We start from the raw sequence: 25,816 nt of genomic DNA on the forward strand, positions 1-25,816 counted from the left end.
TATGAACCAGCCGATCCTTATCGACCGCGACGGCCACAGAACATGGCTCAAGTGGCATCGCGCCCGGCGTCGTGCCGAAGATCCGGTCTTCACCGGCGAGCGTATCATCGAGGCGATGCGGCTTGGCGCAAGCATCGAGGTCGATCTCGTCATCCATGCCGATCACGGCTGCGCCGTTTTGCATGACCGGACGCTGGAGCGGGAAACCACCGGCACCGGCCGGGTGCGCGATATATCCGCCGCCGCCCTGCGCCAGCTCCACCTGCGCGACAATGACGGCCACCCCATCGATGCGAAGGTCATGCTGCTCGAAGACCTTTGCGCCCTGCTTGCCGAGGGCGCCGTTCATCCCGACGCCCTGCTCCAGCTCGATTTCAAGGAAGACCGGCAGGCGCTCACCCCGCAGGTGGTCGCCGGTTTCGGGGCGAGCGTTTCGCCCATAGCAAGCTCGGTGATCCTGTCGGGCGGCGATTTCGACGCCATCGCCATGCTGGCCGGTTCAGCGCCGGGACTTCGCACCGGATACGATCCCTGCCACCGCGGCACGCTAGCTGCACTGAAGGCAAGCGGAAACTATCCAGGCTTCATCGAAGACGCCCTTGCCACGGCGCCCAATGCCGGGATGATCTATCTCGACTACGAGATCGTGCTTGCTGCCGAGGATGCCGGTGTCGATATCATCGCCCCCATACATGCCGCCGGCCGCCGGGTCGACGCCTGGACGATCAACAGCGTCACACCGCAATCCATAGAACAGGTGAAACGCCTTTTGCGGCTTAAGGTGGACCAGATCACCACCGATGATCCGGAAGGGCTCGCCGAGGTTTTCAACCGATGATAGTCAATTATACCACCATCCTCGACCATATGGTCGCAACCGCCCGCGAGGCCGGCGCATTGACGCTCGACCATTTCAGGCGCTTCCGCGACATCGAAATCGGCGTCAAGGGACCGGGGGATTTCGTTTCCGATGCGGACCGGGATTCCGAAACGTTGATCCGCGAGCGCCTGCTCGGCCAATATCCCTGGGGACTGACCGGTGAGGAATTCGCACCCGTCGAAGGGGCGGATCAGGATCACCGCTGGCTGGTCGACCCGATCGACGGCACCACCAATTTCCTCTTCGGCCACCACTACACCATCACCATCGCGCTTCGCCGCGGTAGTGAAACGATCTGCGGGCTAGTCTATAATCCAGTTTCCGACGAGATGTTCACCGCGATCAAGGGAGACGGCGCCTATCTCAACGGCGAGCGCCTGCAGGTCAATGCCAGCACCGATGTCGCCCTGATGTGCGTCGGCACCGGCCTGCCCACGCCCAATCTCCAGCTTTACCCCGGCGCCTATCAGCGCCTCGACGCCATTCGTGCGCCTATCGGCGCGGTCCGCGTGGTCGGCAGCGCCGCAAATTCCTGCGCTTACGTCGCATGCGGCCGGCTGACCGGCTATTACGAGGAAACGGGCTTCGTGGACACGGCAGCCGGCATTCTGCTGGTGCAGGAGGCCGGCGGCATCGTGACCGACTGGTGGGGCCGCGGACCGGCGTTCTATGAAAAGACCGGTACGCTAATCGTCGCCAATGCCGCGACCCATGCCTATCTCATGGAGCACCTGCGCGGCGTTCCGCCCAAGAACCCCTGACGAACGAATTCTTTTTCGAAGCGTTCAGTGCCTCTTCTCAGGCCACCTGCACCAGATGGCCGGGCGAAACGGTCCTGTAGTTCCGCACCGGTGTTTCATATCCCACTGCCCGTATCGGGCTTTTCAGCTCGTCATTGGATATGCCGCGCCTTATCCCGCGCCTTGCCGGATCAGGCACGGGCACGGCGGCCATGAGCTTTTTCGTATAGGGATGCTGCGGATTGTCGAAAACCGCCGCACGCGGCCCGATCTCCACGATCTCCCCGAGATACATCACCGCCACACGATGGCTGACGCGCTCCACCACCGCCATGTCATGCGAAATGAACAGGAAAGCGAGGTTGAGGCTCTGTTGCAGGTCGAGCAGCAGGTTGCAGACCTGCGCCTTGATCGAAACATCGAGCGCCGAGACGCTTTCATCGGCAACGATGACCTTGGGATCGAGCGCCAGCGCACGGGCAATAGCGATGCGCTGGCGCTGGCCGCCGGAAAACTCATGAGGGTAGCGGCTGGCCATATCGGCGGACAGACCCACCTTTTCGAGAAGATCGGCAGTCTTTTCCTTCGCCTGTCTGGTGTTGCCCAGTTTGTGCTTGATAAAGGGCTCGGAAATCGCCGTGCCCACCGTCATGCGCGGATTGAGCGACGAGAACGGGTCCTGAAAGATCATCTGCACGGATTTGCGCATATTGCGCAGGCCAACCGTATCGAGCCGCATCACGTCGTAACCGTCGAGCGACACGTCGCCAGCCGTCGGCTCCACAAGCCGCATGATCGAGCGACCGGTGGTTGATTTTCCGCAGCCGGATTCCCCAACCAGCGACAGCGTTTCCCCCTGAAACAGATCGAAGGACACGTTTTCCACCGCATGGACCGCGCCCGTCTGGCGCGCCAGTAGGCCGGAGCGGATGGCAAAACGCGTCACCAGGTTCTTGACCGACAGAACCGGCGTCTGCCCGCTCGCAACTGTCCCGGCCACTTCCTGCGGCTCGCTCGAAAGGCCGGTTTTCATGTCGAGCACCGGAAACCGTGTCGGCCATTGCCGGTCGCGCATCGAGCCGAGCTTCGGCACCGCCGAAAGCAGCGCCCGTGTATAGGGGTGCTTACCGCACCGGAAGATGTCTTCCGTCGGTCCGGTCTCGACCTCATCGCCACGATACATCACGATCGTCCGGTCGGCGATTTCGGCCACCACGCCCATGTCATGGGTGATGAAAAGGACCGACATGCCCTCCTCTTCCTGCAGCAACTTGATCAGATCGAGGATCTGCCCCTGAATGGTGACGTCGAGCGCCGTCGTCGGCTCGTCGGCGATCAGCAGTTTCGGCCGTGAGGCAAGCGCCATGGCGATCATCACCCGCTGGCGCATGCCGCCGGAAAACTGGTGAGGATATTCATCGAAACGACCGGAGGCGTTTGGAATGCGAACCTTTTCCAGAAGCCGCACCGTCTCCGCCCGCGCCTCCTGCTTCGAAAGCCCCTTGTGCCGGATGAGTACTTCAGAAATCTGGCGGCCGATGGTGAAGATCGGATTGAGCGAGGTCATCGGCTCCTGGAAGATCATCGAGATATCGTTGCCGCGCACACCGCGCATTTCCCTTTCGGAAAGCGCAAGAAGATCGCGCCCGTTGAGCAGCACCTCCCCCTCGATCCGGCTGGAGGCCGGGGCGAGCAGGCGCATGAGAGACAGCGACGTCACCGATTTGCCGGAGCCGGATTCCCCGACAATCGCGACGGTTTCGCCAGGCGCGACATCGAAGGACACGTTGCGCACGACGCTCTTCCACGCGCCATCCACGAGGAAGGAGGTGGTGAGGTTACGGACGGAAAGGACGGGTCTTGTCTCCATGGTGTCACCGCCCTACCGCATAGGCCTGCATCAGCCGCGGTGTCGCGGCGGCGCGCAGCAGGCCGTCCGCATCGCGGCGCGCGGCGGTGAGCCGCCCGACCGACCATGCATCGGCAACCGTGACGCGGTGCCCTCGACGGCGAAGCTCCTGCAAGGTCGCCTCGCCCACGGTGCTTTCCACGGTGATTTCGCCCGGCGAACGGGTGCGCGGATAAAACGACCCCGGAAAATGCGCGGTGTGGAACAGCGGCATGTCGATGGCGGCCTGCAGGTTCTTGCCGTGATGGGCATAACGCAGGAAGAAGGGCAATTGCCACTGGTCCTGCTGATCGCCGCCCGGCGTGCCGAACACCATGGAGGGACGCCCCTGATGAAGCGCAAGCGAAGGCGTCAGCGTGGTGCGGGGGCGTTTGCCCGGTGCAAGCGAGGTCGGCAGACCTTCCTTCAGCCAGAACATCTGAGCGCGGGAATTGAGCGCGAAACCGAGACCGGGCACGATGGGCGAGGATTGCAGCCAGCCGCCCGACGGCGTGGTGGAGACCATGTTGCCCCAGCGGTCAATGACATCGATATGCACCGTATCGCCGCGCTTCTCCGTCAGATGCGACATGGTCGGCTCGTAGACCGTGCCGGCGCCGCTCATCTCGGCCAGCATGGCCATCGTGGCGTCCACCTGCTTTTCGTAACCCGGCACAGTGCCGGGGCGCAGCTCCAGCGAGGCCTCGCCGCTTATCAGCGCACGGCGTCCGGCATTGTAGCCTTCCGACAGGAGATATTCCGTCGGGATCTGCCCGAATTCCGGATCGCCGTAATAGACTTCGCGGTCGGCATAAGCGAGCTTCATGGCTTCGACTATGGTGTGGATGAAATCGGGACCGGACGGGTCCATGGCCGCAATGTCGAAGCCTTTCAGAAGCGCAAGCGATTGCAGCAGAACCGGACCCTGTCCCCAGGCCGGCGTCTTGGCAATCGTCCAATCTTGATAGTCGAGCGTCTGGGGCGCTTCGACGGTCGCGCTCCAGTCCGCCATATCCTGCGCCGTTAACACGCCCTTGTGCCGCGCGCCGCTGGCGTCCATGACTTCCGCAGTCCTCACGTAACGGTCGATAGCTTCCGCAACGAAACCCCGATAGAAGGCGTCGCGCGCCGCCTCGATCTGGTTTTCGCGGCCGGAACGCGCTTCGGCTTCGGTGATAATCCGCTGATAGGTCGCAGCCAGAACCGGATTGCGGAAATTGGCGTGAGGCTCGGGTGCGGCACCACCCGGCAACCACGTCTCATGGGAGGTCGGCCATTCCTTCTCGAAGAAATCGGCCAGCCCCTTGATGGTGGCGGAGACACGCGGCAATGTCGGATGCCCCTGCTCGGCATAATAGATGGCGGGTTCCAGCACGTCGCGCACGCTCATGGTGCCATAATCGCGCAGCATCAGCATCCAGCCGTCGAAGGCACCGGGAATAACGGTGGCCAGCAGCCCATCGCCGGGGATCAGCTTCAGTCCTTCCGACGTGTAGTGTTCGATCGTCGCACCGCTCGGGGCCGGGCCCTGTGCGCAGATGACTTCCACCTTGTCCTTCTTTTTCGAATAAAACACAGCGGGCATATCTCCGCCCGGACCGCAAAGATGCGGCTCGACGATCTGGAGGACAAAACCGGTGGCGACGGCCGCGTCGAAAGCATTGCCGCCTTTTTCGAGGATCGCCATGCCGACGGCCGACGCGATCCAGTGGGTTGAGGTGACGACGCCGAAGGTTCCAAGGATTTCAGGGCGTGTGGTGAATTCATTCATTCCGATATTCCTTGTAAAAAATCATGCTTCGCGCGGATCGAGTGCATCACGCAGGCCGTCGCCCAGAAGATTGAAGCCGATGACGACGAGGAAGATGGCGATGCCGGGCCACATCGTCATCCACGGCGCCTGGCTGAGGAAATTCTTTGCAGTATTCAGCATCGAGCCCCAGGAGGGCGCAGGCGCCTGCTGGCCAAGCCCGAGAAAAGAGAGGCTCGCCTCAGCGATAATGGCGGTCGCAACGGTCAGGGTCGCCTGCACGATGATAGGGGCAAAAACATTCGGCAGGATGTAACGCGTCATGATGTCGATGTGGTTGAGGCCGATGGACCTTGCGCCTTCGACATAGTCTTCGGTTTTGACCGCCAGCACCTGCCCGCGCGTCAGGCGCACGAAAATCGGCATGGCGGAAAGACCGATGGCGATCATCGCATTGGTAAGGCTCGGGCCAAGGAAGGCAGCAAGCGCGATTGCCACGATGAGGAACGGCATGGCCAGCAACGCTTCGGTGATGCGGGATATGACCATATCCACCCAGCCGCCGAAATAACCTGAAATCAGGCCAAAGGGCACGCCGATGACCACGGCGATCATCACCGAGACCACGCCCGCCATCAGCGAGGCGCGCGCGCCATAGATCATGCGGGAAAGGATGTCTCGGCCGAGATCGTCGGTGCCGAGCCAATGGGCGGCCGAGGGGGCCTTGCGGATGGCCGACCAGCTGGTCGCCACCGGATCGGCAATCGGAAGGATCGGCGCGGCAATGGCAAGAACGGCGAAAAACAGCACGATAGCCATGCCGGCAAGCGCCGATTTGTTGCGCTTCATCTTTTTCCAGGCGCGGCTTTCCTGCCGCGTTACCGCTACGGAGAGGTTTTGATCGAGAACGGTCATGATATCGGTGCCTCAGATCGTCGCCCTGAGGCGGGGGTTGAGCAGGACATAGGCAATGTCGGCCAGAAGGTTCATGAGGATGAAGCCGACGGCGGTGCAAAGAACGATGCCCTGCACGACGGCATAGTCGCGGGTGAACACCGCGTCGACCGTCATCTTGCCGAAGCCGGGAATGGTGAAAATCTGCTCCGTCAGCACCGCCCCGGCCAGCAATTCGCCGAAGAGCAGCGCCAGAAGCGTGATAACGGGCAGAAGCGCATTGCGGAAACTATGCGACAGGATGATCTCGCGCGGCGAAAGACCCTTGGCTCGGGCAGTGCGGATATAGTCGGAACTGAGCACCGCCACCATCGCCGACCGGGTATGGCGCATCAGCGTTGCCGCAAGCGCGTTGCCCAGCACGAAGGCGGGCATGATCATGGTTTCGATGGAGCGCACGGGATCGACAAAGATCGATTCATAACCGGATGCCGGCAACCACCCGAGTTTGACCGACACCAGCAGGATCAGCATGATGCCGAGCCAGAAATTCGGGATAGAGAGGCCGGAAAGCGCAACAATATTGGCCGCGTAATCGATCCAGGTGTTCTTCTTGACGGCGGCGAGAATACCGATCGGAATGCCGATGACCATCGCAAAGAACATCGCCATCACCGCAAGCTGGATGGTGACCGGCAGCTTCTGACCGATGAGTTCCAGCACTGGCTGGTTTGTGCGCAGCGAAATTCCGAAATCGCCCGTCACGACGCCGCCCAGCCAGTTGACATATTGCAGCGGAACCGGGTCGTTCAGGCGATATTTCTCACGCAGGAATTCAATCGTCGCCGGATCGCGCTCTTCGCCAGCCATGGCGAGAACCGGATCTCCCGGCAGCAGTTTTTGCAGCGAGAAGACGAAAATGGAGATGATCAGTAGCGTCGGGATAGCGACCAGTAGTCGCTTGCCGATATAAACAGGCATGGCGTGGCCCTCGTTCGTGCCAATTCGTGAGGGCCGCACGGCAGGGCCGTGCGGCGCATGCGACGTGTTCAGTCCTTGGAGACGCCGAGAAGGCGGATCATACCGTCCGGCGATGGCGCCCAGCCCTTGACCTTGTTGGAAATGGCGTAGGCATAGGGCTGGTGACCGAGATAGATGATCGGCATGTCATCGTTGAGGATGACGCTGGCGGCATCGTATTTTTCCTTGCGCACTGCATCTTCGGTCGAGGCGCGGGCCTCGTTGAGCAGCTTGTCGACCTCAGGATTGCAATATTTCACATCGTTGATGCCGCCCTTGCAGGTGACGAACTGATGCAGGTTGCCATCCGGATCGATGCGTCCCGACCAGTCGGAACGGCTGAGCTGATAATTGCCGGCGGTCTGCTCGGAAAGAAGCGTGGCAAATTCCGTGGCCTTCAGGGTGACGTTGAAGCCGGCTTCCGCGACCATTGACTGGATGACCTGCATCATCTGCGTCTGCGTCGTGTTGTTAGCGTGCTGAAGCTCGACGTCGAGTTTTTCGTAACCCGCCTCCTTCATCAGTTGCTTGGCCTTGTCGATATCGCGCGCCGGCACAGGAAGGTTCTGGTTGAACCATGGGCTTGTGGGCGGAAATGCCTGATTGCCTGCTTTTGACGTACCCTCGAAGACGATCTGGCCAATCGCTTCCCGGTCAATCGCATAAGAAAAGGCCTGACGCAGGCGCTTGTCCTTGCCGAGCGGATTATCCGCGCGGGGGCCGTTGTTGATGTTGACATACATGGCCATGTAGCCCGGACCGATGACATCCGCATAGGTCAGATTGGCGTCGTTCTTGACGGACTCGGCATCGGAGGCCGCGATGCGTTCGGCGATATCGAGGTCTCCCGAGCGAAGATTGGCAAGCTTCACGGTCGTATCCGGGATCGGCAGATAAACGACCCTGTCGACCAGAATTTTGTCCTTGTCCCAATAATCGGCGAATTTCTTGAGCACGATGCGGTCCTGCTGGATGCGCTCGACGAATTTGAACGGTCCGGCGCAGACCGGCTTCGAACCGAAATTGGCGCCCAGTTCCTTGGCCGCCTTCGGTGCGACGATCATACCGGCGCGGTCGGAAAGCTGCGCCAGCAGGGTGACATCCGGCGTCTTCAGGGTGAATTTCACTTCAAGCGGCGCGGTGGCCTCAACCTTTTCGATCGAGGAAAGCTCACTCTTGCGGCGGGATTCCGGCAAGGTCATGTTGCGCTCGATGGTGGCCACGACAGCCGCCGCATCCAGCGTCTCGCCGTCATGGAATTTCACGCCGTCGCGGATTTTCATCGTCAACACCTTGCCGCCGTCGGACCAGGCCCATTCGGTGGCAAGCTGGGGAACGATCTTCATGTCCTGCGAGATATCGACGAGCTTGTCGCACATGGCGGTATAAACGATACGCCCGACGAAGGTGCGCGATTGCGCGGGGTCTAACACGTCGGCGTCGTCATTAAGGCCGATACGCAGTTCGGACGAGATTGCCGGCGCGGACAGGAATGCACCGGCCAACAGGGCGGCGGTCAATGTCTTGATCTTCTTCATGTTCTATCCTCTGGTCTGGTTATCTTTGTTTTTTCATTGGCCGGGTCTGAAAGTCCGGCGGGTCTGCTCTGCCGCCTATGAGGTCGGCGTGAGCGGATTATCGGCATCGCCCGTGCTGCGGGCGGCAATCTCTTGTCCGGTTTTCTCCTCCAGAAAGCCGAGCGAGGTGGCGCGGATCAACCTTTCCTGATGCATGAGCAGGTGCTGGCGCATCGCTTCGCCAGCTCTTGCGGGGTCGCGATCGGCGATGGCGTCGACGATCGCTATGTGCTGTTCGAAGGAAGCCTTGCCGTTCGTGCCGCTGCGGCGCGCCAGCTCCCGTATCGACTGCCATGCATCGTCCTGGCGAATGCGGTTGATGACATCAAAGATGGACAGGAACAATTTGTTGCCGGCGCTCTGGGCGATCTGGCGGTGAAGCGAACCATCCCACAACTCCTTGGCGTCGGCATCCGTGCTCTGGCCGGTCTTGTGGACGAGGGCGCGCATGCGCTCCACCTCGGCCGGCTTGGCGCGCATGGCCGCAAGCTGCGCCAGTTGCGGCTCGATGCGAAGACGCACTTCCATGATTTCCATGATATCCGTGCCGGCCACCAGTTCCGTCACCTGGGCGGACCAATCGTCGGGCTTTTCGCCCACAAAGGTTCCCGCCCCCTGCCGTCTCCAGATCAGACCTTCGGCTTCGAGAACCTCAAGAGCGCGACGGACCGCACGTCGGCCGACATTGAAGGTTTCCGCAAACGCCCGCTCCGTCGGCAGGCGACGGTCTTTCGCAAGATCCTGCGCCTGAATATACGCGCGCAATTTTCCTAGCGCATAGTTGGAGTTGTCGTTGGGGTTCACCGTCACGTCGCACCATTTACTGAACCAATCTCACATTGGTTCATTTGGTTCGAAATTTTCGCCGACGTCAAGCCTATTTTTGAGCGATAATTACTGACGCTCAAAATATGGGCATTTGGCGGTTTTTTGAAGTTTGGCGTTCGGCGGAGGGCGTTTGGGCGTCACAGGCGCACCCGCTCCTCCTAAAGATCGATGGAGAGCCTGATGCGCCCCGACAGGCGCTCGCCGGGGGCAACCGTCCCGAGACCCTGCCCTTCCCGCTGCGCCTGCGACAAACCAAGCGCTCCGGCGGCCATGGAAACCGGCTCAAGACAGAGGTAGCGCTGCATGCGGTGCACGGCGAGATGGCCGAAAACGGGATCGGCCTCGAGCCGCAGTGAAAACCGGTCGAAGTCGACCTGCGCGCTTGACCAATCGGTGAAATGCAGTGTGTATCCCGTTGCGGCGGGAATGGCAGGTTTCGGGCGAGGCGCCGCCGGCTGGCCGGTTGGCACGTTTTGCGCATCCAGCGGATATTGCAGCTTGGCGTCCGTCCGGGCATTGCGACCGAACCCTGCCGCCAGATAGGGGTGCCAGCCTAGCGCCATCGGTGCTGGCACATCCGCGAGATTGGTTATCGACAGTTCCACGGCGAGGCTTTCGTCTTCCAGCAGGAAAGACTGCTCGGCGCGAAAAGAAAAAGGCCACTCCCCGTCGGCCTCGTAGTCCAACATCAGTGAAACCCGATCCGAAGACAGATCTGAAATCGCCCACGGCCGGCGGTGAGCCGGGCCATGCATGGCATCAGGCGCAAGCGCCGGATGCGGCAGCAGGTCATGGCGGATACCGGCATGGATGAAGGACCCGCCATAGAGCCGGTTGTGATAGGGAAACAAGGGGTATGCGCCAGCCCTTGGCCAGTTGAACGGCTCGAATTCCTGCTCCATTGTCGGCACCAGAATATCGCCGTAGTCAAAGTGCCGCAGATGGGTCATTCTGCCACCCCAGGCGGGGCGCAGGCGGGCGGAGAGCCGCCCGCAGGCAATCGCAACCGTTTCAGGCAAAGGCATAGGAGCCGTCAGGCCGTTTCGGCACCCGTCTTTGCCAATGAACATAGCCATCCTCCTGCATGGCTTTTTCATCCATCTCGACACCCCAGCCGGGACGGTCCGGCCTCAGTTCCAGATATCCGTCCTTCGGCAGGTAGGGGTCGACGACATAACGGGTTTCATCCTCGCGTTTTTCGAGATCGGTGCCGCCATAGACGTAGCATTGCCCTTTCGGCAGGCGATATTCGAGAATTCGGAAATTCTGCTGGGCAGCGGAGAAGTGCACATTGACGGCGGTGGCGAGCGGTCCCATAGGGTTATGCGGCGCGATGCTGACAAAATGGGCTTCCGCAAGCGTCGCGATGCGGCGCATCTCCGAAATGCCGCCGACGACGCAGATATCGGGCTGGATGATATCCGCACCTTTTACTTGAAGAAGGCGAAGGAACTCATTGCGATTATATAGACTTTCACCCGTTGCCAGCGTGCAGTTCAGCCCCTGTTTGAGGTCTCCCCACATCTCGATGTTTTCGGGACGCAGCGGCTCTTCGAAGAACAGCGGATCGTAAGGGGCAAGCGCGTTGCCAAGTTGGCGGGCGGCCGCGGGCTCGAAAATCTTGGCATGGGCGTCGAAGGCGATGTCGTAGTCAGGGCGCACGGTTTCGCGAAGGGAGCGGAAATATTCAGCGGAACTGCGCACCACCTCGCCCCAGCGATGGGCATGGATATCGACACGCCACGGGCTGAGCTTGAAGGCCGTGAAGCCCCAATCCTCGTTAAGACGGTCGAATTCCTCCCTTGCCGCTGGCGCATCCGGGGCCGTGTAGACACCGGCATAGACCTTGATACGGTCGCGTACTTCGCCGCCCAGCAGCTTGTAGACTGGTACGCCCGCCGCCTTGGCTGCGAGGTCCCACAGGCAATGATCGAGCGCCGAGATGGCCGACAGACCGAGCGCTCCGGGCGGAAAGCGGTTCTGCTGAAGCAGGAGGTTATAGAGATACTCCACCCGCGTCGGGTCCTGCCCGGCTAGGAAGCCGTAGAGGTAGTCCAGCACCGGCGGTAGGGCGAGATCGGGGCCGTGATTGTAACATTCACCCCAGCCGGTCAAACCGTCATCGGTATCGAGGGCGACGATGACGCGGGGGCGGTCCTTGTCACGGGTGACGAATACCCGCATGCGGTCGATTTTCATGCTTCAGTCTTCCTCATGAATTGCAGCGTGCGGCATGCCCGGCGCTATCGGGCGACGGCCCCTTTTTTGGCTTCGGATGGTTCGACGTAGCGGAATCTGCGCGTGCGATCCCGGTCGCGCGGATCCGGGCGCGGAATGGCGGAAAGAAGCGCCTGCGTGTAGGGATGGTCCGGCGCGTTGCAGACCTTTTCGGCGTCTCCCACTTCCACCAGCTTGCCGCGATACATCACGCCCACACGGTCGCACATATAGCGAATGACGCCGATGTCATGGCTGATGAAGATATAGGCGAGGCCCAGCTCATCCTGCAGCCGCATCAAAAGATCCAGCACCTGGAACCGCACCGAAACATCTAGCGCCGACGTCGCCTCATCCGCCACGATGACGCGCGGTTTCAGGGTTATGGCGCGGGCGATGCCGATGCGCTGGCGCTGGCCGCCGGAAAAGGCGTGCGGATAGCGTTCGCGCCCGCCCGGATCCAGTCCCACCTGCTCCATCAGCGCGCAGACGCGGTCATCCAGTTCTCTGCCTTTGGCAATGCCGTTGACCAGCAACGGCTCGCCGATGACCTGCGCCACCGTCATGCGTGGATTGAGCGAACCGAAAGGATCCTGGAACACCATGCGCAACTCACGCCGCGCGGCTTTCAGCTCGGAACCTTCGATTTTGGCCAGATCGACCACCGTGCCATCCGCTCGGCGATATAGCATTTCGCCGCCGGTCGGATCGTATAGACGCATGATGGAGCGGCCCATCGTGGTTTTCCCCGAACCGCTTTCGCCGACAATACCGAGCGTTTCGCCCGGCAGAAGCTTGATCGAGACGCCATCCAGCGCCTTCATCTCGCCGAAGTGCATGGAGAGGTCATTCACTTCGAGCACGGGAGCAGCTGCAAGGTCGAGCGGAGGCCGCGCAAGCCGGATTTCCGCCTTCTGCTCCAGCTTCAGCACGGAGCCGATCAACATGCGTGTATAGGGGTCCTGCGGATTATGGAATATCTCATCGACGGTGCCATATTCCTTGGCGACGCCGTGATGCATGACCAGCACGTCATCGGCAATCTGCGCCACCACACCCATGTCGTGGGTGATGAACAGCACCGCCATGCCATGCGCCTTTTGCAGCCGCGATATAAGGTCGAGGATCTCGGCCTGTGTCGTCACATCGAGCGCCGTCGTCGGTTCGTCGGCGATCAAAAGCTGCGGCTTGCAGGCCAGCGCCATGGCGATCATCGCGCGCTGGCGCATGCCGCCGGAATACTGGAAAGCGTAACGATCCAGCGCCTTTTCAGGGTTAGGGATCTCCACTTGCCGCAACAGCTCTATGGCCTCGGCCCGCGCCTCTGCCTTACTCATCTTCAGATGCAGACGCAGGACCTCCGTAATCTGGTCCCCGACCGTATGCACGGGTGAAAGCGACGACATCGGCTCCTGAAAGATCATCGCGATATCAGCGCCGCGCACCGAGCGGATGGCCCGGCTGCGCGGATCGAGCTTCGCCAGATCGAGGGACGTGCCGTCGGCACGGTTGAGGATGATCGATCCGGACGCAATGCGGCCGGGGCTGTCGATGATCTGCAGGATCGAACGGGCGGTGACGGATTTGCCCGAGCCGCTTTCGCCGACGACGCAAAGCGTCTTGCCGGGATCGATGGAAAAAGACAGGTCGTTGACCGCCCGGAAAATGCCGTTCCTCACTGGAAATTCAGTGACCAGATTGCGGACTTCAAGCAGCGGTTTGGCTGGCTTCATAGAGAGAATGTCGCTCATCCGGGGCCTCACTTGTTATAGGGGTCGGCTGCGTCGCGCAGGCCGTCACCGAGCAGATTGAGAGCCATGACCGCAATGACGACCGCCACACCGGGCAGGAACAGCCAGGGCGCAGTCGCGATCGAGCGGATGTTCTGCGCCTCGCGAAGCAGCACGCCCCAGGAAATAGTGGGCGGCTGAAGGCCAAGGCCGAGGAAGGACAGCGAGGTTTCCGCAAGGATCATCGCCGGAACCGCAAGCGTGACCGAGGCGATGATATGGCTCGAAAAACTCGGCAGCATATGGCGGAAGATGATGCGCCCTTCCGGCACGCCATCCAGCCGCGCTGCGGCCACGAATTCTTCGGTCCTGAGCGACAGGAACCGTCCGCGCACGACGCGGGCAAGCTGCGCCCAGCCGGTCAGGGACAGGATGATGGTGATCATCATATACTGAAGCGTGGCGGGCCAGCCCTGCGGCAGTGCGGCGGCCAGCGCCAGCCAGATGGGAATGGTGGGCAGCGAAAGCACGAAGTCGATCACGCGCTGCATGGTGAAATCAATGCGACCGCCATAATATCCCGATATGCCGCCGAGAACGACGCCGAGCAGCAACGAGAAGAACACGCCGACAAGACCGATCGACAAGGAGACCTGCGCCCCTTGGACCACGCGGCTGAAGACATCTCGCCCAAGGCGATCCGCGCCGAAAAGGAAGAGCGGCCGCGTCTTGTCGGCGGACGCCAGCAGATGGATATCCGTGGTGAACAGACCAAATACGGAATATTCGTAACCGCGACCGAAAAACTGGACCGGGATTTTCTTCGCCGTATCCTCGACAAAGACCGCCGCCAGTGTCTCGGGGTCACGGGTCAGCTTCAGCGGATAATAATGCAGCCCGAGCGAGAAACCCTCGGCCGTATCGATGAAATGCACGCGCTGCGGCGGATGGAAGGTGGCGCGGGCATTCTGCAATACCGGATCGTTGATAGCGAAGAAGCCCGGTACCAGCGCAACGATATACATGGCGATGGTGATGAACATGGCGGCCATGGCCAGCCTGTGGCGCTTGAAGGCCCACCAGATGAGCTGCCACTGCGAGGCGACGGCCGCGCGGTCCTGCCGGGCATTGGCGGTGATGGTGATATCGCTCATGGCGCCCTCCTATTCGAGCCGGATGCGCGGATCGACCAGCGCAAGCAGGATGTCGCTGATCAGCGATCCGATCAGCGTCAGCGCACAGATCAACAGCACGAAAGCGCCCGCGAGATACATGTCCTGCGCCATCAGCGACTGCAGAAGCAGCGGCGCGGCCGTCGGCAGATTGAGCACGATGGCGACAACGACGGAGCCCGAAATAAGATTGGGCAACAGCCATGCGATGGTGGAAATGAACGGGTTAAGCGCAATTCTGAGCGGATATTTCGTCAGCAGTTTGAACTCGGACAAGCCTTTTGCCCGCGCGGTGGTGACATATGGCTTGGGCAATTCATCCAGCATATTGGCGCGCATGACGCGGATGAGGCTTGCGGTGGAAGACACGGCAAGAATGGCGACCGGCAGCCAGATATGGGCCATGAGGTCTATCATCTTGGCGATGCTCCATGAGGCAGTCTCATATTCGGCTGAAAACAGCCCGCCGACATCGGCCCCGAACTCCACCGCAGCCACATACATCAGCACCAGCGCCAGCAGGAACGAGGGTATGGAGAGGCCGAAGAAAGAAAAGGCAGTGAAGAGATAATCGCCAATCGAATATTTGCGCACGGCGGAAAAGACGCCGATCGGAAGCGCGATGGCCCAGGTTGCAAGAAGGCTTGCGATGGCAAGAACCAGCGTAAGCGCCATGCGTTCCCAGATAAGGCCCGAAACCGGCTGCTGCCACTCGAACGAAATACCGAAATCGCCGCGGCTGATGATGCCCCATATCCATTTGAGATATTGCACGATCATCGGGTCGTCGAGGCCGAAGCGCTCGCGAAGCTGCGCCGCCGTGTTGTGGTCGATGACCTCGTTGGAGGCGGCCAGTGTGGCGATATAGGTCGTCACATAGTCGCCGGGCGGCAGCTGGATCAGGACAAAGGCAAGGAAACTGACGGCAAACAGGGACGGTATCATCCACAGCAGGCGTTTTACGATAAAAAGCAGCATATCGCTCTCGCAATCACATTGTGCCATACGCACCGCCTTTCACTAAGGAAACGGTATGCGCGTGGTCGAAACAACCTGAGAGGCGTCGCCGCGTTACGGCAGCGACGCCCATGTGGCGGTATCAGCTTGTGAAGGTGAACTGTTGCGGCAGCGCCGGGCCGGGATTGGGCCAGCTCCAGCTGTCGGGTTCCGTTTCCGGCACATTGCGCAGATTATTGCGGATGATGCCGAAACCACCAACGGCAAGGCAGAGGCCGATCGTCTCGAACTCTTCCGCCGCGATATCGAAGATTTCCTTCATCTTCTGACCGCGTTTGGCAAGGTCGGCCGTCGAGCGGGCCTCGTCGAAAAGCTTGAAGCGCTTCTTCTGGCTTTCCGGCGGCTCTTCGCCCTTCTGGCCATTCGACGTGTACCAGAGCGCCCACGGGATTGCGTAACGCGACCCCTGCGGATGGAAAGCGAAGAAATCGCGCGGATCAAGCATCGGATCGAGACCTCCGGGGCCGGGCCAGACGGCGGCATCATGGGCGTTGTCATCACCGCGTGTATAATAGAGCGCACGTTCGATGGTGTTGACCTTGATGTCGACGCCGATCTGCGCCCATTGCGCCTTCACCAGTTCCAGCGCATCGACCAGATCGGGATAAAGCGTCGGGATGACATCGATCGAGAAGAAGATCGGCTGGCCGTCAGGTCGCAACCGCATGCCGTTGCCGTTCTTCTTGTCATAACCGGCCTTGTCGAGAAGCTCGTTCGCCTTGTCCGCATCATATTCGGTGAATTGTCGCGCCAGCTTTTCATTGTACCAGGGATGTGTCGGGCGCGGCCCGGCCTGATAACCCTCGCTCTGGCCGAAATAGACGATGTCGATGATTTCTTGCCGGTTGAGCGCGATGGACAATGCCTGACGGAACGATTTGTCGGCAAACATCTTGCGCATTGCCGGGTCTTTGTGGGTGATGTTGAGATAGATCTGGCACTGCTGCGCGGCAGACGGCACCAGGGTCAGCAGCCGGTAATCACCTTTTTTCATGTTCTGTGACAGGGTCGGCTTGTTGGCAAGAACGCTGATATGGCGCTCCTGAATGTCAATCTTGCCGGAAATCACGTTCAGCATCAGCGATTCGACATCCTGCGAAATGCCGAAATTGATTTCATCGATATAGGGCAACTGATTGCCTTCGGTATCGACCTGCCAGAAGTAAGGGTTGCGGGTCATGACCACCCGTGTCGCACCGCCGGAATAGGGCTCCTTCACCACCCATGGATCGAGCGTCGGCTTGTCGACATTCGACCAGCGGGAGGGAATTTCGATATCGCCGCATTTGGCCCGGAACAGTTCCGTCCAGCTCGAGACACCCGCCGCCTTCACATCGGCATCGAGCGACGTATTGTATTTCGGCAGGAACTTGCTGCAATAGTGCTTGGGAAACAGCGTCGGATGCTGGCCGAGCGGCGTGGCGAGATTTTCGAGATATAGTGCATTCGGCGCTGCGAATTTGAACTTTACCGTGAAATCATCGACTTTTTCGACATCGACCGCCTTGCCGGCCACGGAAAGCTGCGCCGGCGTGGCGCTGTAAAGCTCCTTGTTCTTGATGCAGTCCTCGATGGCGAACACCACGTCATCGGCTGTGAAGGGGTGGCCATCCGACCATTTTGCGCCCTCCAGCAAATGGAAGGTGAATTGCGAGGCATCGTCGTTGACTTCCCATTTCACCGCAAGGTTCGGCAGAACCTCGGTAAAATCCATGTTCCAGCGGACAAGGCCCTGATTGCCGACCATGCGCAGGATGCCGTTATGGTCCGATGAACCGCGCAGGCCACGACGCAATGTGCCGCCATAGGCGCCGATTTTCTCGTGCGGCGTCACCACCATCGGATTTTTCGGCAGACGTTCGGCCAAAGGCGGCAATTTGCCGTCCTTTACCAGCGCCTCTAGTTCCGGCGCCTGCTTGCCGGCAGCAGCCCGCGCCGAGGTCCCCATGACGGAGAGCGCGGCCACGCCGCCAACACCCGCCAAAAAGGTTCGGCGCGTTACGCCCAGTGAAAATGTATCGCCATCGCGCATCGACAATCCTCCCAAAAAATCACCGGCAGCGAGACGGTTTTCACCGAACCGCGACGGCCCTCCCGGCCAGCCAGCACGCCGATCCTCCATCGGCAGGGGCAGACCATATGGGCGTTTTCAGATGATTACAAGTATTGACAGATTTTTACATCTTTTTTATTTGTAGACCGGTTTACAGGATCAGGCTTGAAGAAAAATCGGTCAGGACAGCCCCCTCGCTCACAAAAACCCGGTATTTCTGTTGCGATTGAAATGCAGGAAACCCATTAACTTCAGCGATTTGCAACGGAAGGGCTGCTGATGGACAATCACACTGCATCTGCCGCCGCTCGAGGCGAAACTCGGCTGAGCGACATCATCTACGAAAAAATCGTGGGCATGATTTCGGACGGGCGGTTTCCCGTGAACGAGCGGTTGCCGTCGGAACAGAATCTGGCATCGCTGTTTGGCGCGTCGCGACCGGTTGTGCGGGAAGCGCTGGAGCGGCTTCGGAACGACGGGCTTATCGTTTCGCAAAAGGGATCCGGCTCCTATGTACGCCAGCAGCCGGACTCTTCTGTCTTGCAGCAGGTGCCGGTCGGCTCGCTGGCAGATGTGCAGCGTTTTTTTGAGTTCAGGGCCGGATTGGAGGCTTCCGCGGCTGAGCTTGCGGCCCGCAATTGGCAGGCAACGGACAAGGTCCGCATAGAGCAGGCGATTGCCGCGCTGGAACAATGTCTCGAGCGCAACGATCTCGGCGCGGAGGAAGACTTCGCCCTGCACGAAGCAATTGCGAAAGCGAGCCATAACCAGTTCCACATTACGGTGCGGATCTGGTTCAAGCCTCATTTCGCCATCGGCCAGTCGGTGACACGCAGCCTCAGCCTCAAGCGGACCCCGCAGCATGTGCGCGAGGTACAGGACGAGCACACAGCGATTGTGGAGGCGATTTTTGCGCGGCGCGAGCAGGCCGCGCATGACGCGATGAAAGACCACATATTGAAGGCGCGCGCCCGCATGTTTCAGGGCGTCGGCAGTTAGGCCGCACCCTGCAATGTCGAAAATAGAATCATAAAGCGCGGATGAGGGAGAGGAACCAGTGAGCCAGCCGCATATCGTTGAACCGAAGCTTCGTTCCCTGATCGATACCCCGTTGAAGGTTGGCGAATCGCCGGCCTGGGATGAGCGAACCGGCGATCTGTGGTTTGTCGATATTCTCGCACCCGCCATTTTCCGTCTCTTCCCCGACGGAAAACTCGACCGATACGATATGCCCGCCCAGGTCGGCTGTCTCGGCCTCTGCGACAATGGCTTGATCGTGGCGGGCCTCAAGACCGGCGTGCATCTTCTCGATCCCGCGAGCGGCAAGCTCGATCTTCTCTGCGACCCGGACGACGGGCGGCCTGACAGCCGCCTCAACGACGGAAAGGTTGGTCCGGACGGCCATTTCTGGGTGGGGACCCGCGACGAGGCCGCGATACAGACAGGCAATGCACGCCTCTATCGCGTCGCCCCGGATGGCGGCATCGAACGCGTCATCGATGGCGATATGTTCACATCGAACGGGCTTGCCTGGAGCCCGGACGGCACACGCATGTATCATTCCGACAGCAGCGGCCTCATGTATCAGGCATTCGATTTCGACGCCGCGACCGGCAGGATCGGCCCAGCGGAACGGCTCCACGATTTCGCGCCGGATGAAGGCAGGCCGGATGGTGCAGCGACCGATTGCGAAGGCTGTTACTGGAGCGCCGGCGTTCAGGCGGGGCGCCTCAACCGCTTTTCGCCGGACGGCGAATTGCTCGAGGTCTACAGGCTGCCGTTCAAGGGGCCGACCATGCCGTGTTTCGGTGGTCCCGACCTCAAGACGATCTACGTCACAAGTCTCGTGACCGAGACGGGCGGAATAACCACCGCTGGAACGCTCGTCGCATTCGACGCCCCGGTCTCCGGCGCGCCTGTTCACAAATTTTCCATCTGAAGATGACTTTTGATCTTAAGGAACCCAGTTGATGACGACATTCGATTTTCGCCAGGCCCTGCAGGGCATCTCCGGCGTTCCGGTAACAGCTTACGATGCAGGCGGCGAAGTGGAGACCGGCGTTACCGCCGCGGTTTACGCCCGCGTCGCAAAGGCAGGCATCCACAATATCGTCGCGGCAGGCAATACCGGCGAATTCTACGCCTTGACGCCCGCAGAAATTCTGAAGGTTTATGAGGCTGCGATAAATGGCGTCAGCGGCAAAGCCCCGGTCACGGCGGCTATTGGACGCTCGCAGCGCGAGGCGCTTTCCATGGCGCGTCAGGCAAAAGAAATGGGCGCATCCGCCGTCATGTCGCATCAGCCGGTCGACCCTTTTGCAGCCCCGCAATCGCAGATCGACTATTTTATCGGCCTTGCGGAGGGCAGCGAATTACCGCTGGTCGCGTATGTCCGGGCGGACGGCTTCTCGGTCAATGACATGGTAAGGCTTTCCGGCCACCCGAATGTCGCAGGTATAAAGTTTGCGACGACTGACATCATGCTTCTGTCGCGCGCGATTGCCGCTTCCGATCCGAACGGCGCTCTATACGTCTGCGGACTGGCTGAAAGCTGGGCGCCGGCCTTTTCGGCGGCTGGCGCACGCGGCTTCACCTCCGGTCTCGTCAATGTCGCACCGCAATTTTCCCTGCAGGTTCATGACGCCCTGACGGCCGGCGATTTCCCGGCGGCACGGAAGATCATTGAAAAGATCGAGCTGTTCGAACGGCTACGGACACGATACCGCAACGGCGCAAACGTGACCGTGGTGAAGGAAGCCATGGAAATCCTGGGGTTCGAAGTTGGCCCCGTTCGCGCGCCTGGGCTTGCCCGTCTGGACAAGGAAGATCGTGCAACGCTTGAAGGACTGCTTGCCAGCTGGCGTTGATGGAAGCCTTGCCGGCAAGCTGCACGTTTTCGCTTTTATCAGTTTATATGCCGGCCATGAGCCGGCATATGTTTTTCGGCCGTGCATCAATCCTGCACGACCGAGGCCGATGGACGTCAGCCGAACAGGGCAAGGCTGCTTTTCACGGTAACCCACACACCCCACAGAAGCGGAATACCGACGGCGACCCAGGCAAGCGCCGCCTTGGTGTCCAATCCGCCCCGTCCGATGCCGAAGGAGCCTGTCGGGCCGGCATTGGCGGCAGCGGTCTTTGCCTGCAGGGCTGCAACTTCCGCATCCGGCATGAACCACTTGTCCGAGAGCGGCCGCACGAAGGCATTGGCCACAAGGCCGATCGCCAGCATGCCTGCCAGAATGTACATGGTGCTGGTGTAGAGCGCGGGTCCTGGCGCCACACCCGCCGCAATCTGTGCCTCTCGGATGTAGTTGACGACGACCGGACCGGCAATGCCAGCAGTCGCCCACGCCGTCAGCAGGCGGCCATGGATTGCGCCGACGAACTGCGTGCCGAAAATATCCGCGAGATAGGCCGGGATGGTGGCGAAACCGCCGCCATACATGGACAGGATGATACCAAAGGCCAGAACGAACAGCGCCTTGTTGCCCATCGTCGCAAGCGTCGGCGCCAGCGCATAAAGAATGATGCCGAGAATAAAGAAGCAGAAATAAGTGTTCTTGCGGCCGATCTTGTCAGACATCGACGCCCAGAAGAAGCGGCCACCAATGTTGAAGAGCGAAAGAAGCCCGGTGAAACCGGCAGCAATCGCCGCGATCTGCGCCTTCTGTCCGGCATCGAGATCTGCAAAGCCCACGCCCGGCAAGCCGATCAGCGAGCCAGCGAAGATTTCCTGCAGCATGGGCGAGGCCATACCGATGACGCCGATACCCGCCGAAACATTCAGGCACAACACCGCCCAGATGAGCCAGAACTGCGGCGTCTTGTGCGCATCGCGCAGATGTACATGACGATGGGTTATCATGGCGCTTTTGGCAGCCGGCGCCGTCCAACCTTCGGGACGCCAGCCCGATGGCGGAATGCGGTAACCGAAGGCGCCCGCCATCATGAAGGCGAAATAGATCAGCGCCATGACGACGAAAGTCTGCCAGACGCCGACAGAGACATCCGTCTTGAAGTTGTTCATCAGGAGATTGGCGAGCGGCGCACCAATCATCGCACCACCGCCGAATCCCATGATAGCCATGCCCGTCGCCATGCCACGACGGTCCGGGAACCATTTGATCAGCGTCGACACCGGCGAAATATAGCCAAGGCCGAGCCCGATGCCGCCAATGACGCCAGCGCCCAGCCACATCAGCCAGAGTTGGTGCGTGATGACGCCGACTGCCGCCACCAGAATACCGCCGCACCAGCAGCAGGCGGAAACGAAGCCGGCCTTGCGCGGCCCCACTCTTTCCAGCCAGCCGCCCCAGATGGCCGCCGAGCAGCCCAGAAGAACGAAGAAAAGCGTATAGATCCAGCCGAGATCGGCCACGCGCCAGTTGCACTCAGTGGTGAACAGCGCACCCAGCAGGGTGAGGCTGGAGCAACTGGGGTCCGTGACCGGCAGCGCCTTGGACAGCGGCAGCCAGAACACGCTGAAACCATAGGCCATGCCGATGCATAGATGGATGGCAAGGGCAGCCGGAGGCACCAGCCAGCGATTGAAACCCGGTCTTGCGATTATTCGTTCGCGGTCCAAAAAGCCGGCTTGCGCCGCTTCTCCCGCTGTTGCACCTGCTACTGCCATTGACATTACCTCCCTCGTGGATGTCTGGACATGTCACGTTCGCCCCGCCAGGCGAACACCGATATCGCCGAACGTCCCCCGTCCGGTCGAAAGTGTGATTATGCGGTCACGCCGCTCAAGCCTGTGTGCTTTCCGGGACGCTCGGCTCTGAAAGGGACTCTCCCGCAACCGGTCCTTTGCCACCCGGCGCACCCTTGGCATCGTCGCCGAGCCCCACAGCATCGGGCGCCGGATCGTCGGGCCGCTTGATCTCCTTCGACGCGGCAAGCACAAGCGGCAGAAAATCACCTGCCCCGGCATCCGCCATCTCGAAGAACCGGCGTCGCATGCGCGGTTCCCAGAACTTGTTGATGTGGGTGGCGACACCCTCGATGCGAATATCTTCCGGCTGCGACAGAAAGAACGTCGCGATCTGGTTCGCCATTCTCACCAGCTTTTCATCGGTGTGGTTGAGCAACATGACCTCTTCCCCCGCGTCGGCTGCCGGCCGACGCCTCTTTGTGTGACAAGGCCGGGCGCACCCGGCCCTCCTTATTCCGCCGCTTCGAGCTTGCCGCTGATCCGCCGCGAACGGCGACCAAGCGCATCATATTCCTCCTGCCATTCCGTCGGACCGTTGGACGGCGATACCTGCACGGCGGTCACCTTGTATTCGGGGCAGTTGGTCGCCCAGTCGGAGAAGTCAGTCGTAATGACATTCGCCTGCGTGCCGGGATGGTGGAAGGTCGTATAGACCACGCCCGGCGCCACACGGTCGGTAATCAGCGCTCGCAGCGTCGTGTCTCCTGACCGGCTGGCAAGCTTGATCCAGTCGCCGTCCTTTACGCCGCGCTGTTCGGCATCGTGCGGGTGGATTTCAAGACGATCCTCCTCATGCCAGACGACGTTTTCGGTGCGCCGCGTCTGCGCGCCGACATTGTATTGCGACAGGATGCGGCCGGTGGTGAGAAGCAGCGGGAAACGCGGACCGGTGCGTTCGTCCGTCGCCACATATTCGGTGCGGATGAACTTGCCCTTGCCGCGCACGAAACCGTCCACATGCATGATTGGCGAACCATCCGGGAATTTCTCATTGCAGGGCCACTGCACCGAGCCCTTTTCTTCCAGATAGTCATAGGAAACACCGGCAAAGCTCGGTGTCGTCGCCGCGATCTCGTCCATGATCTCGGACGGATGCATGTAATTCCACGCAAGTCCCATGGCCTGTGCCAGCTTCTGCGTCACTTCCCAGTCGGCATAACCGTTTTTCGGCGACATGACCTTGCGAACGCGGTTGATGCGGCGCTCGGCATTGGTGAAGGTGCCGTCCTTTTCGAGGAAGGTCGAACCCGGCAAGAAGACATGGGCGTAGTTCGCCGTCTCGTTCAGGAAGAGATCGTGCACCACGACACATTCCATCGCGGCGAGACCGGCCGAAACATGCTTCGTATCCGGATCGGACTGGAGAATATCCTCGCCCTGAATATAGATGCCCTTGAAGCTGCCATCCACGGCCGCATCGAGCATGTTGGGAATACGCAGCCCCGGTTCGTTGTTGAGCTTCACGCCCCAGAGTTTTTCGAAGATGTCGCGCGTGGCGTCGTCGGAAATATGCCGATAGCCCGGAAGCTCGTGAGGGAAAGACCCCATGTCGCAGGAGCCCTGAACATTGTTCTGGCCGCGCAAAGGATTGACGCCTACACCGGGACGACCAATGTTGCCCGTGACCATGGCGAGATTGGCGATCGCCATGACGGTCGTCGAACCCTGGCTGTGCTCGGTGACCCCGAGGCCGTAATAGATCGCGCCGTTGCCGCCTTTGGCATAAAGCCGGGCAGCACCACGCAGATCTTCTGCAGGAACGCCCGTGTAACGTTCCGTCTCTTCCGGGCTATGCTGGGGTTCTGCAACGAACGCCGCCCAATCCTCAAATTCCGACCAGTCGCAGCGTTCGCGGATGAAGGCTTCGTTGAACAGGCCTTCCGTGACGATGACATGCGCCAGCGCCGTCAGCACCGCAACGTTGGTACCCGGCAGCAGCGGCAGATGGAAAGCGGCCTCCACATGCGGTGTGCGCACAAGATCAATACGGCGCGGATCGATGACGATCAGTTTTGCACCCTGACGCAGCCGCTTCTTCAATCGCGAACCGAAAACGGGGTGGCCGTCGGTCGGGTTTGCGCCGATTACCAGCACCACATCGGATTGCTCGACACTGTCGAAATTCTGTGTGCCGGCGGAGGTGCCAAAGGCCTGGCCGAGGCCATAACCTGTCGGCGAATGGCAGACGCGGGCGCAGGTATCGACATTATTGTTGCCGAAACCGGCGCGGATAAGTTTCTGGACGAGGAAGGTTTCTTCGTTCGTGCAGCGGGACGAGGTGATACCGCCGATGGATTCCCGGCCATATTGGCCCTGAATACGCCGGAACTCCGACGCGACATGGGAGAAGGCTTCCTCCCAGGTCACTTCCCGCCACGGGTCGCTGATCTTTTCGCGGATCATCGGGTTGAGAATGCGGTCCCTGTGGGTGGCATAACCATAAGCAAAGCGGCCCTTGACGCAGGAATGGCCGCGATTGGCCTGCCCGTCCTTCCAAGGCACCATCCGCACCAGTTCCTCACCGCGCATTTCCGCCTTGAAGGAGCAGCCGACGCCGCAATAGGCGCAAGTCGTGACCAGCGAATGTTCCGGCTGGCCAATCTCGATCACCGATTTCTCCGTCAGCGTCGCCGTCGGGCAGGCCTGCACGCAGGCGCCGCAGGAAACACAGTCGGAATCGAGGAACGCCTCATGCGCACCGGGCGATACACGGCTTTCGAAACCGCGCCCTTCGATCGTTAGTGCAAAAGTGCCCTGCACTTCCTCGCAGGCGCGTACGCAGCGGGAGCAGACGATGCATTTGGAAGGATCATAGGTGAAATAGGGGTTGCTTTCATCCTTCGGCATCCAGCGGGCATTGAGTTCGCCCTCCCCGGTGCGGGCCTTGACGTGGTTGTCGCCTTCGTAACCGTAACGCACATCGCGCAGGCCAACGGCGCCCGCCATATCCTGTAGCTCACAATCGCCATTGGCGGCGCAGGTCAGACAATCGAGCGGGTGGTCGGAGATATAAAGCTCCATCACACCCTTGCGTATCTGCTTCAGCCGCTCCGTCTGGGTATGCACGACAAGACCGGCAGCAACCGGCGTGGTGCAGGAGGCGGGGGTGCCGTTGCGGCCCTCCACCTCGATAAGACAGAGGCGGCAGGAGCCGAAGGCGTCCACCATGTCGGTGGCGCAGAGTTTCGGCACATCGATACCTGCTTCGCGCGAGGCGCGCATGATCGACGTTCCCGCGGGAACAGTCACCTGACGTCCATCGATGGTGAGCGTCACCATGTCAGTGGCGAGGGACTTGGGGGTTCCATAGTCGAATTCTGTCACAAGGGCCAT

General features: G+C 60.6%; 20 protein-coding genes. 5 read left to right on the forward strand and 15 right to left on the reverse strand.

Going from position 1 to position 25,816, the window contains the following annotated elements:
* The first annotated feature begins 1 nt into the window (after position 1).
* Positions 2-838: a glycerophosphodiester phosphodiesterase gene (locus tag BS627_RS14410; RefSeq protein WP_077983876.1), complete on the forward strand. Its 837-nt coding sequence runs from the start codon at positions 2-4 to the stop codon at positions 836-838.
* Positions 835-1,641, forward strand: coding sequence for an inositol monophosphatase family protein (locus BS627_RS14415; protein WP_077983877.1), 807 nt, complete (start codon positions 835-837; stop codon positions 1,639-1,641). Before BS627_RS14410 ends, BS627_RS14415 begins: the two co-directional genes overlap by 4 nt.
* A 37-nt stretch (positions 1,642-1,678) precedes the next feature.
* Here the strand turns inward: BS627_RS14415 and BS627_RS14420 are convergent, their stop codons facing one another.
* From BS627_RS14420 to BS627_RS14475, 12 genes are all read right to left on the reverse strand, one after another.
* Positions 1,679-3,490, reverse strand: coding sequence for an ABC transporter ATP-binding protein (locus BS627_RS14420; RefSeq protein WP_077983878.1), 1,812 nt, complete (start codon positions 3,488-3,490; stop codon positions 1,679-1,681).
* Positions 3,491-3,494: 4 nt separating this feature from the next.
* Positions 3,495-5,279 carry a gamma-glutamyltransferase family protein gene (locus tag BS627_RS14425; RefSeq protein ID WP_077983879.1) on the reverse strand — a complete coding sequence of 595 codons (1,785 nt, stop codon included), beginning with the start codon at positions 5,277-5,279 and terminating at the stop codon, positions 3,495-3,497.
* A gap of 21 nt (positions 5,280-5,300) precedes the next feature.
* Positions 5,301-6,173 carry an ABC transporter permease gene (locus BS627_RS14430; RefSeq protein WP_165691257.1) on the reverse strand — a complete coding sequence of 291 codons (873 nt, stop codon included), beginning with the start codon at positions 6,171-6,173 and terminating at the stop codon, positions 5,301-5,303.
* 12 nt (positions 6,174-6,185) lie between these two features.
* Positions 6,186-7,133, reverse strand: coding sequence for an ABC transporter permease (locus BS627_RS14435; RefSeq protein ID WP_077983880.1), 948 nt, complete (start codon positions 7,131-7,133; stop codon positions 6,186-6,188).
* A 68-nt stretch (positions 7,134-7,201) separates the two neighbouring features.
* Positions 7,202-8,710, reverse strand: coding sequence for an ABC transporter substrate-binding protein (locus BS627_RS14440; RefSeq protein WP_077983881.1), 1,509 nt, complete (start codon positions 8,708-8,710; stop codon positions 7,202-7,204).
* Positions 8,711-8,785: 75 nt separating this feature from the next.
* Positions 8,786-9,559 carry a FadR/GntR family transcriptional regulator gene (locus BS627_RS14445; RefSeq protein ID WP_077983882.1) on the reverse strand — a complete coding sequence of 258 codons (774 nt, stop codon included), beginning with the start codon at positions 9,557-9,559 and terminating at the stop codon, positions 8,786-8,788.
* A gap of 176 nt (positions 9,560-9,735) precedes the next feature.
* Positions 9,736-10,602 carry an aldose epimerase family protein gene (locus BS627_RS14450; protein WP_077983883.1) on the reverse strand — a complete coding sequence of 289 codons (867 nt, stop codon included), beginning with the start codon at positions 10,600-10,602 and terminating at the stop codon, positions 9,736-9,738.
* Positions 10,589-11,776 carry a galactarate dehydratase gene (locus BS627_RS14455; RefSeq protein WP_077983884.1) on the reverse strand — a complete coding sequence of 396 codons (1,188 nt, stop codon included), beginning with the start codon at positions 11,774-11,776 and terminating at the stop codon, positions 10,589-10,591. The genes BS627_RS14450 and BS627_RS14455 overlap by 14 nt, the downstream gene beginning before the upstream one ends.
* Positions 11,777-11,820: 44 nt before the next feature.
* Positions 11,821-13,545, reverse strand: a complete 1,725-nt coding sequence (locus BS627_RS14460; RefSeq protein WP_165691258.1) for an ABC transporter ATP-binding protein — start codon at positions 13,543-13,545, stop codon at positions 11,821-11,823.
* A gap of 8 nt (positions 13,546-13,553) precedes the next feature.
* Positions 13,554-14,678, reverse strand: a complete 1,125-nt coding sequence (locus BS627_RS14465) for an ABC transporter permease (RefSeq protein ID WP_077983886.1) — start codon at positions 14,676-14,678, stop codon at positions 13,554-13,556.
* 9 nt (positions 14,679-14,687) lie between these two features.
* Positions 14,688-15,674: an ABC transporter permease gene (locus tag BS627_RS14470; protein ID WP_077983887.1), complete on the reverse strand. Its 987-nt coding sequence runs from the start codon at positions 15,672-15,674 to the stop codon at positions 14,688-14,690.
* A 121-nt stretch (positions 15,675-15,795) separates the two neighbouring features.
* The gene (locus tag BS627_RS14475; RefSeq protein WP_077983888.1) at positions 15,796-17,745 is read right to left on the reverse strand and encodes an ABC transporter substrate-binding protein; all 1,950 of its coding nucleotides are present in this window, start codon (positions 17,743-17,745) and stop codon (positions 15,796-15,798) included.
* A 300-nt stretch (positions 17,746-18,045) separates the two neighbouring features.
* On the opposite strand from BS627_RS14475, the gene BS627_RS14480 reads away from it, so the two are divergent.
* Genes BS627_RS14480 through BS627_RS14490 form a run of 3 tightly spaced genes read left to right on the forward strand, consistent with a single transcriptional unit; the run spans position 18,046 to position 20,633 of the window.
* Positions 18,046-18,765: a FadR/GntR family transcriptional regulator gene (locus tag BS627_RS14480; protein ID WP_077983889.1), complete on the forward strand. Its 720-nt coding sequence runs from the start codon at positions 18,046-18,048 to the stop codon at positions 18,763-18,765.
* 58 nt (positions 18,766-18,823) lie between these two features.
* The gene (locus BS627_RS14485; RefSeq protein ID WP_077983890.1) at positions 18,824-19,705 is read left to right on the forward strand and encodes an SMP-30/gluconolactonase/LRE family protein; all 882 of its coding nucleotides are present in this window, start codon (positions 18,824-18,826) and stop codon (positions 19,703-19,705) included.
* Between the two features lie 31 nt (positions 19,706-19,736).
* Positions 19,737-20,633, forward strand: coding sequence for a dihydrodipicolinate synthase family protein (locus BS627_RS14490; protein WP_077983891.1), 897 nt, complete (start codon positions 19,737-19,739; stop codon positions 20,631-20,633).
* A 116-nt stretch (positions 20,634-20,749) separates the two neighbouring features.
* On the opposite strand, the gene BS627_RS14495 is transcribed toward BS627_RS14490, so the two are convergent.
* From BS627_RS14495 to fdhF, 3 genes are all read right to left on the reverse strand, one after another.
* Complete coding sequence (locus BS627_RS14495) at positions 20,750-22,402, reverse strand: OFA family MFS transporter (RefSeq protein WP_077983892.1); 1,653 nt, start codon at positions 22,400-22,402, stop codon at positions 20,750-20,752.
* A gap of 115 nt (positions 22,403-22,517) precedes the next feature.
* The gene (locus tag BS627_RS14500; protein WP_077983893.1) at positions 22,518-22,862 is read right to left on the reverse strand and encodes a formate dehydrogenase subunit delta; all 345 of its coding nucleotides are present in this window, start codon (positions 22,860-22,862) and stop codon (positions 22,518-22,520) included.
* A 71-nt stretch (positions 22,863-22,933) separates the two neighbouring features.
* The gene (fdhF, locus tag BS627_RS14505) at positions 22,934-25,816 is read right to left on the reverse strand and encodes a formate dehydrogenase subunit alpha (protein WP_077983894.1); all 2,883 of its coding nucleotides are present in this window, start codon (positions 25,814-25,816) and stop codon (positions 22,934-22,936) included.

Source organism: Agrobacterium salinitolerans, from assembly GCF_002008225.1.
In the GTDB taxonomy this organism is placed as follows: Bacteria; Pseudomonadota; Alphaproteobacteria; order Rhizobiales; family Rhizobiaceae; genus Agrobacterium; species Agrobacterium salinitolerans.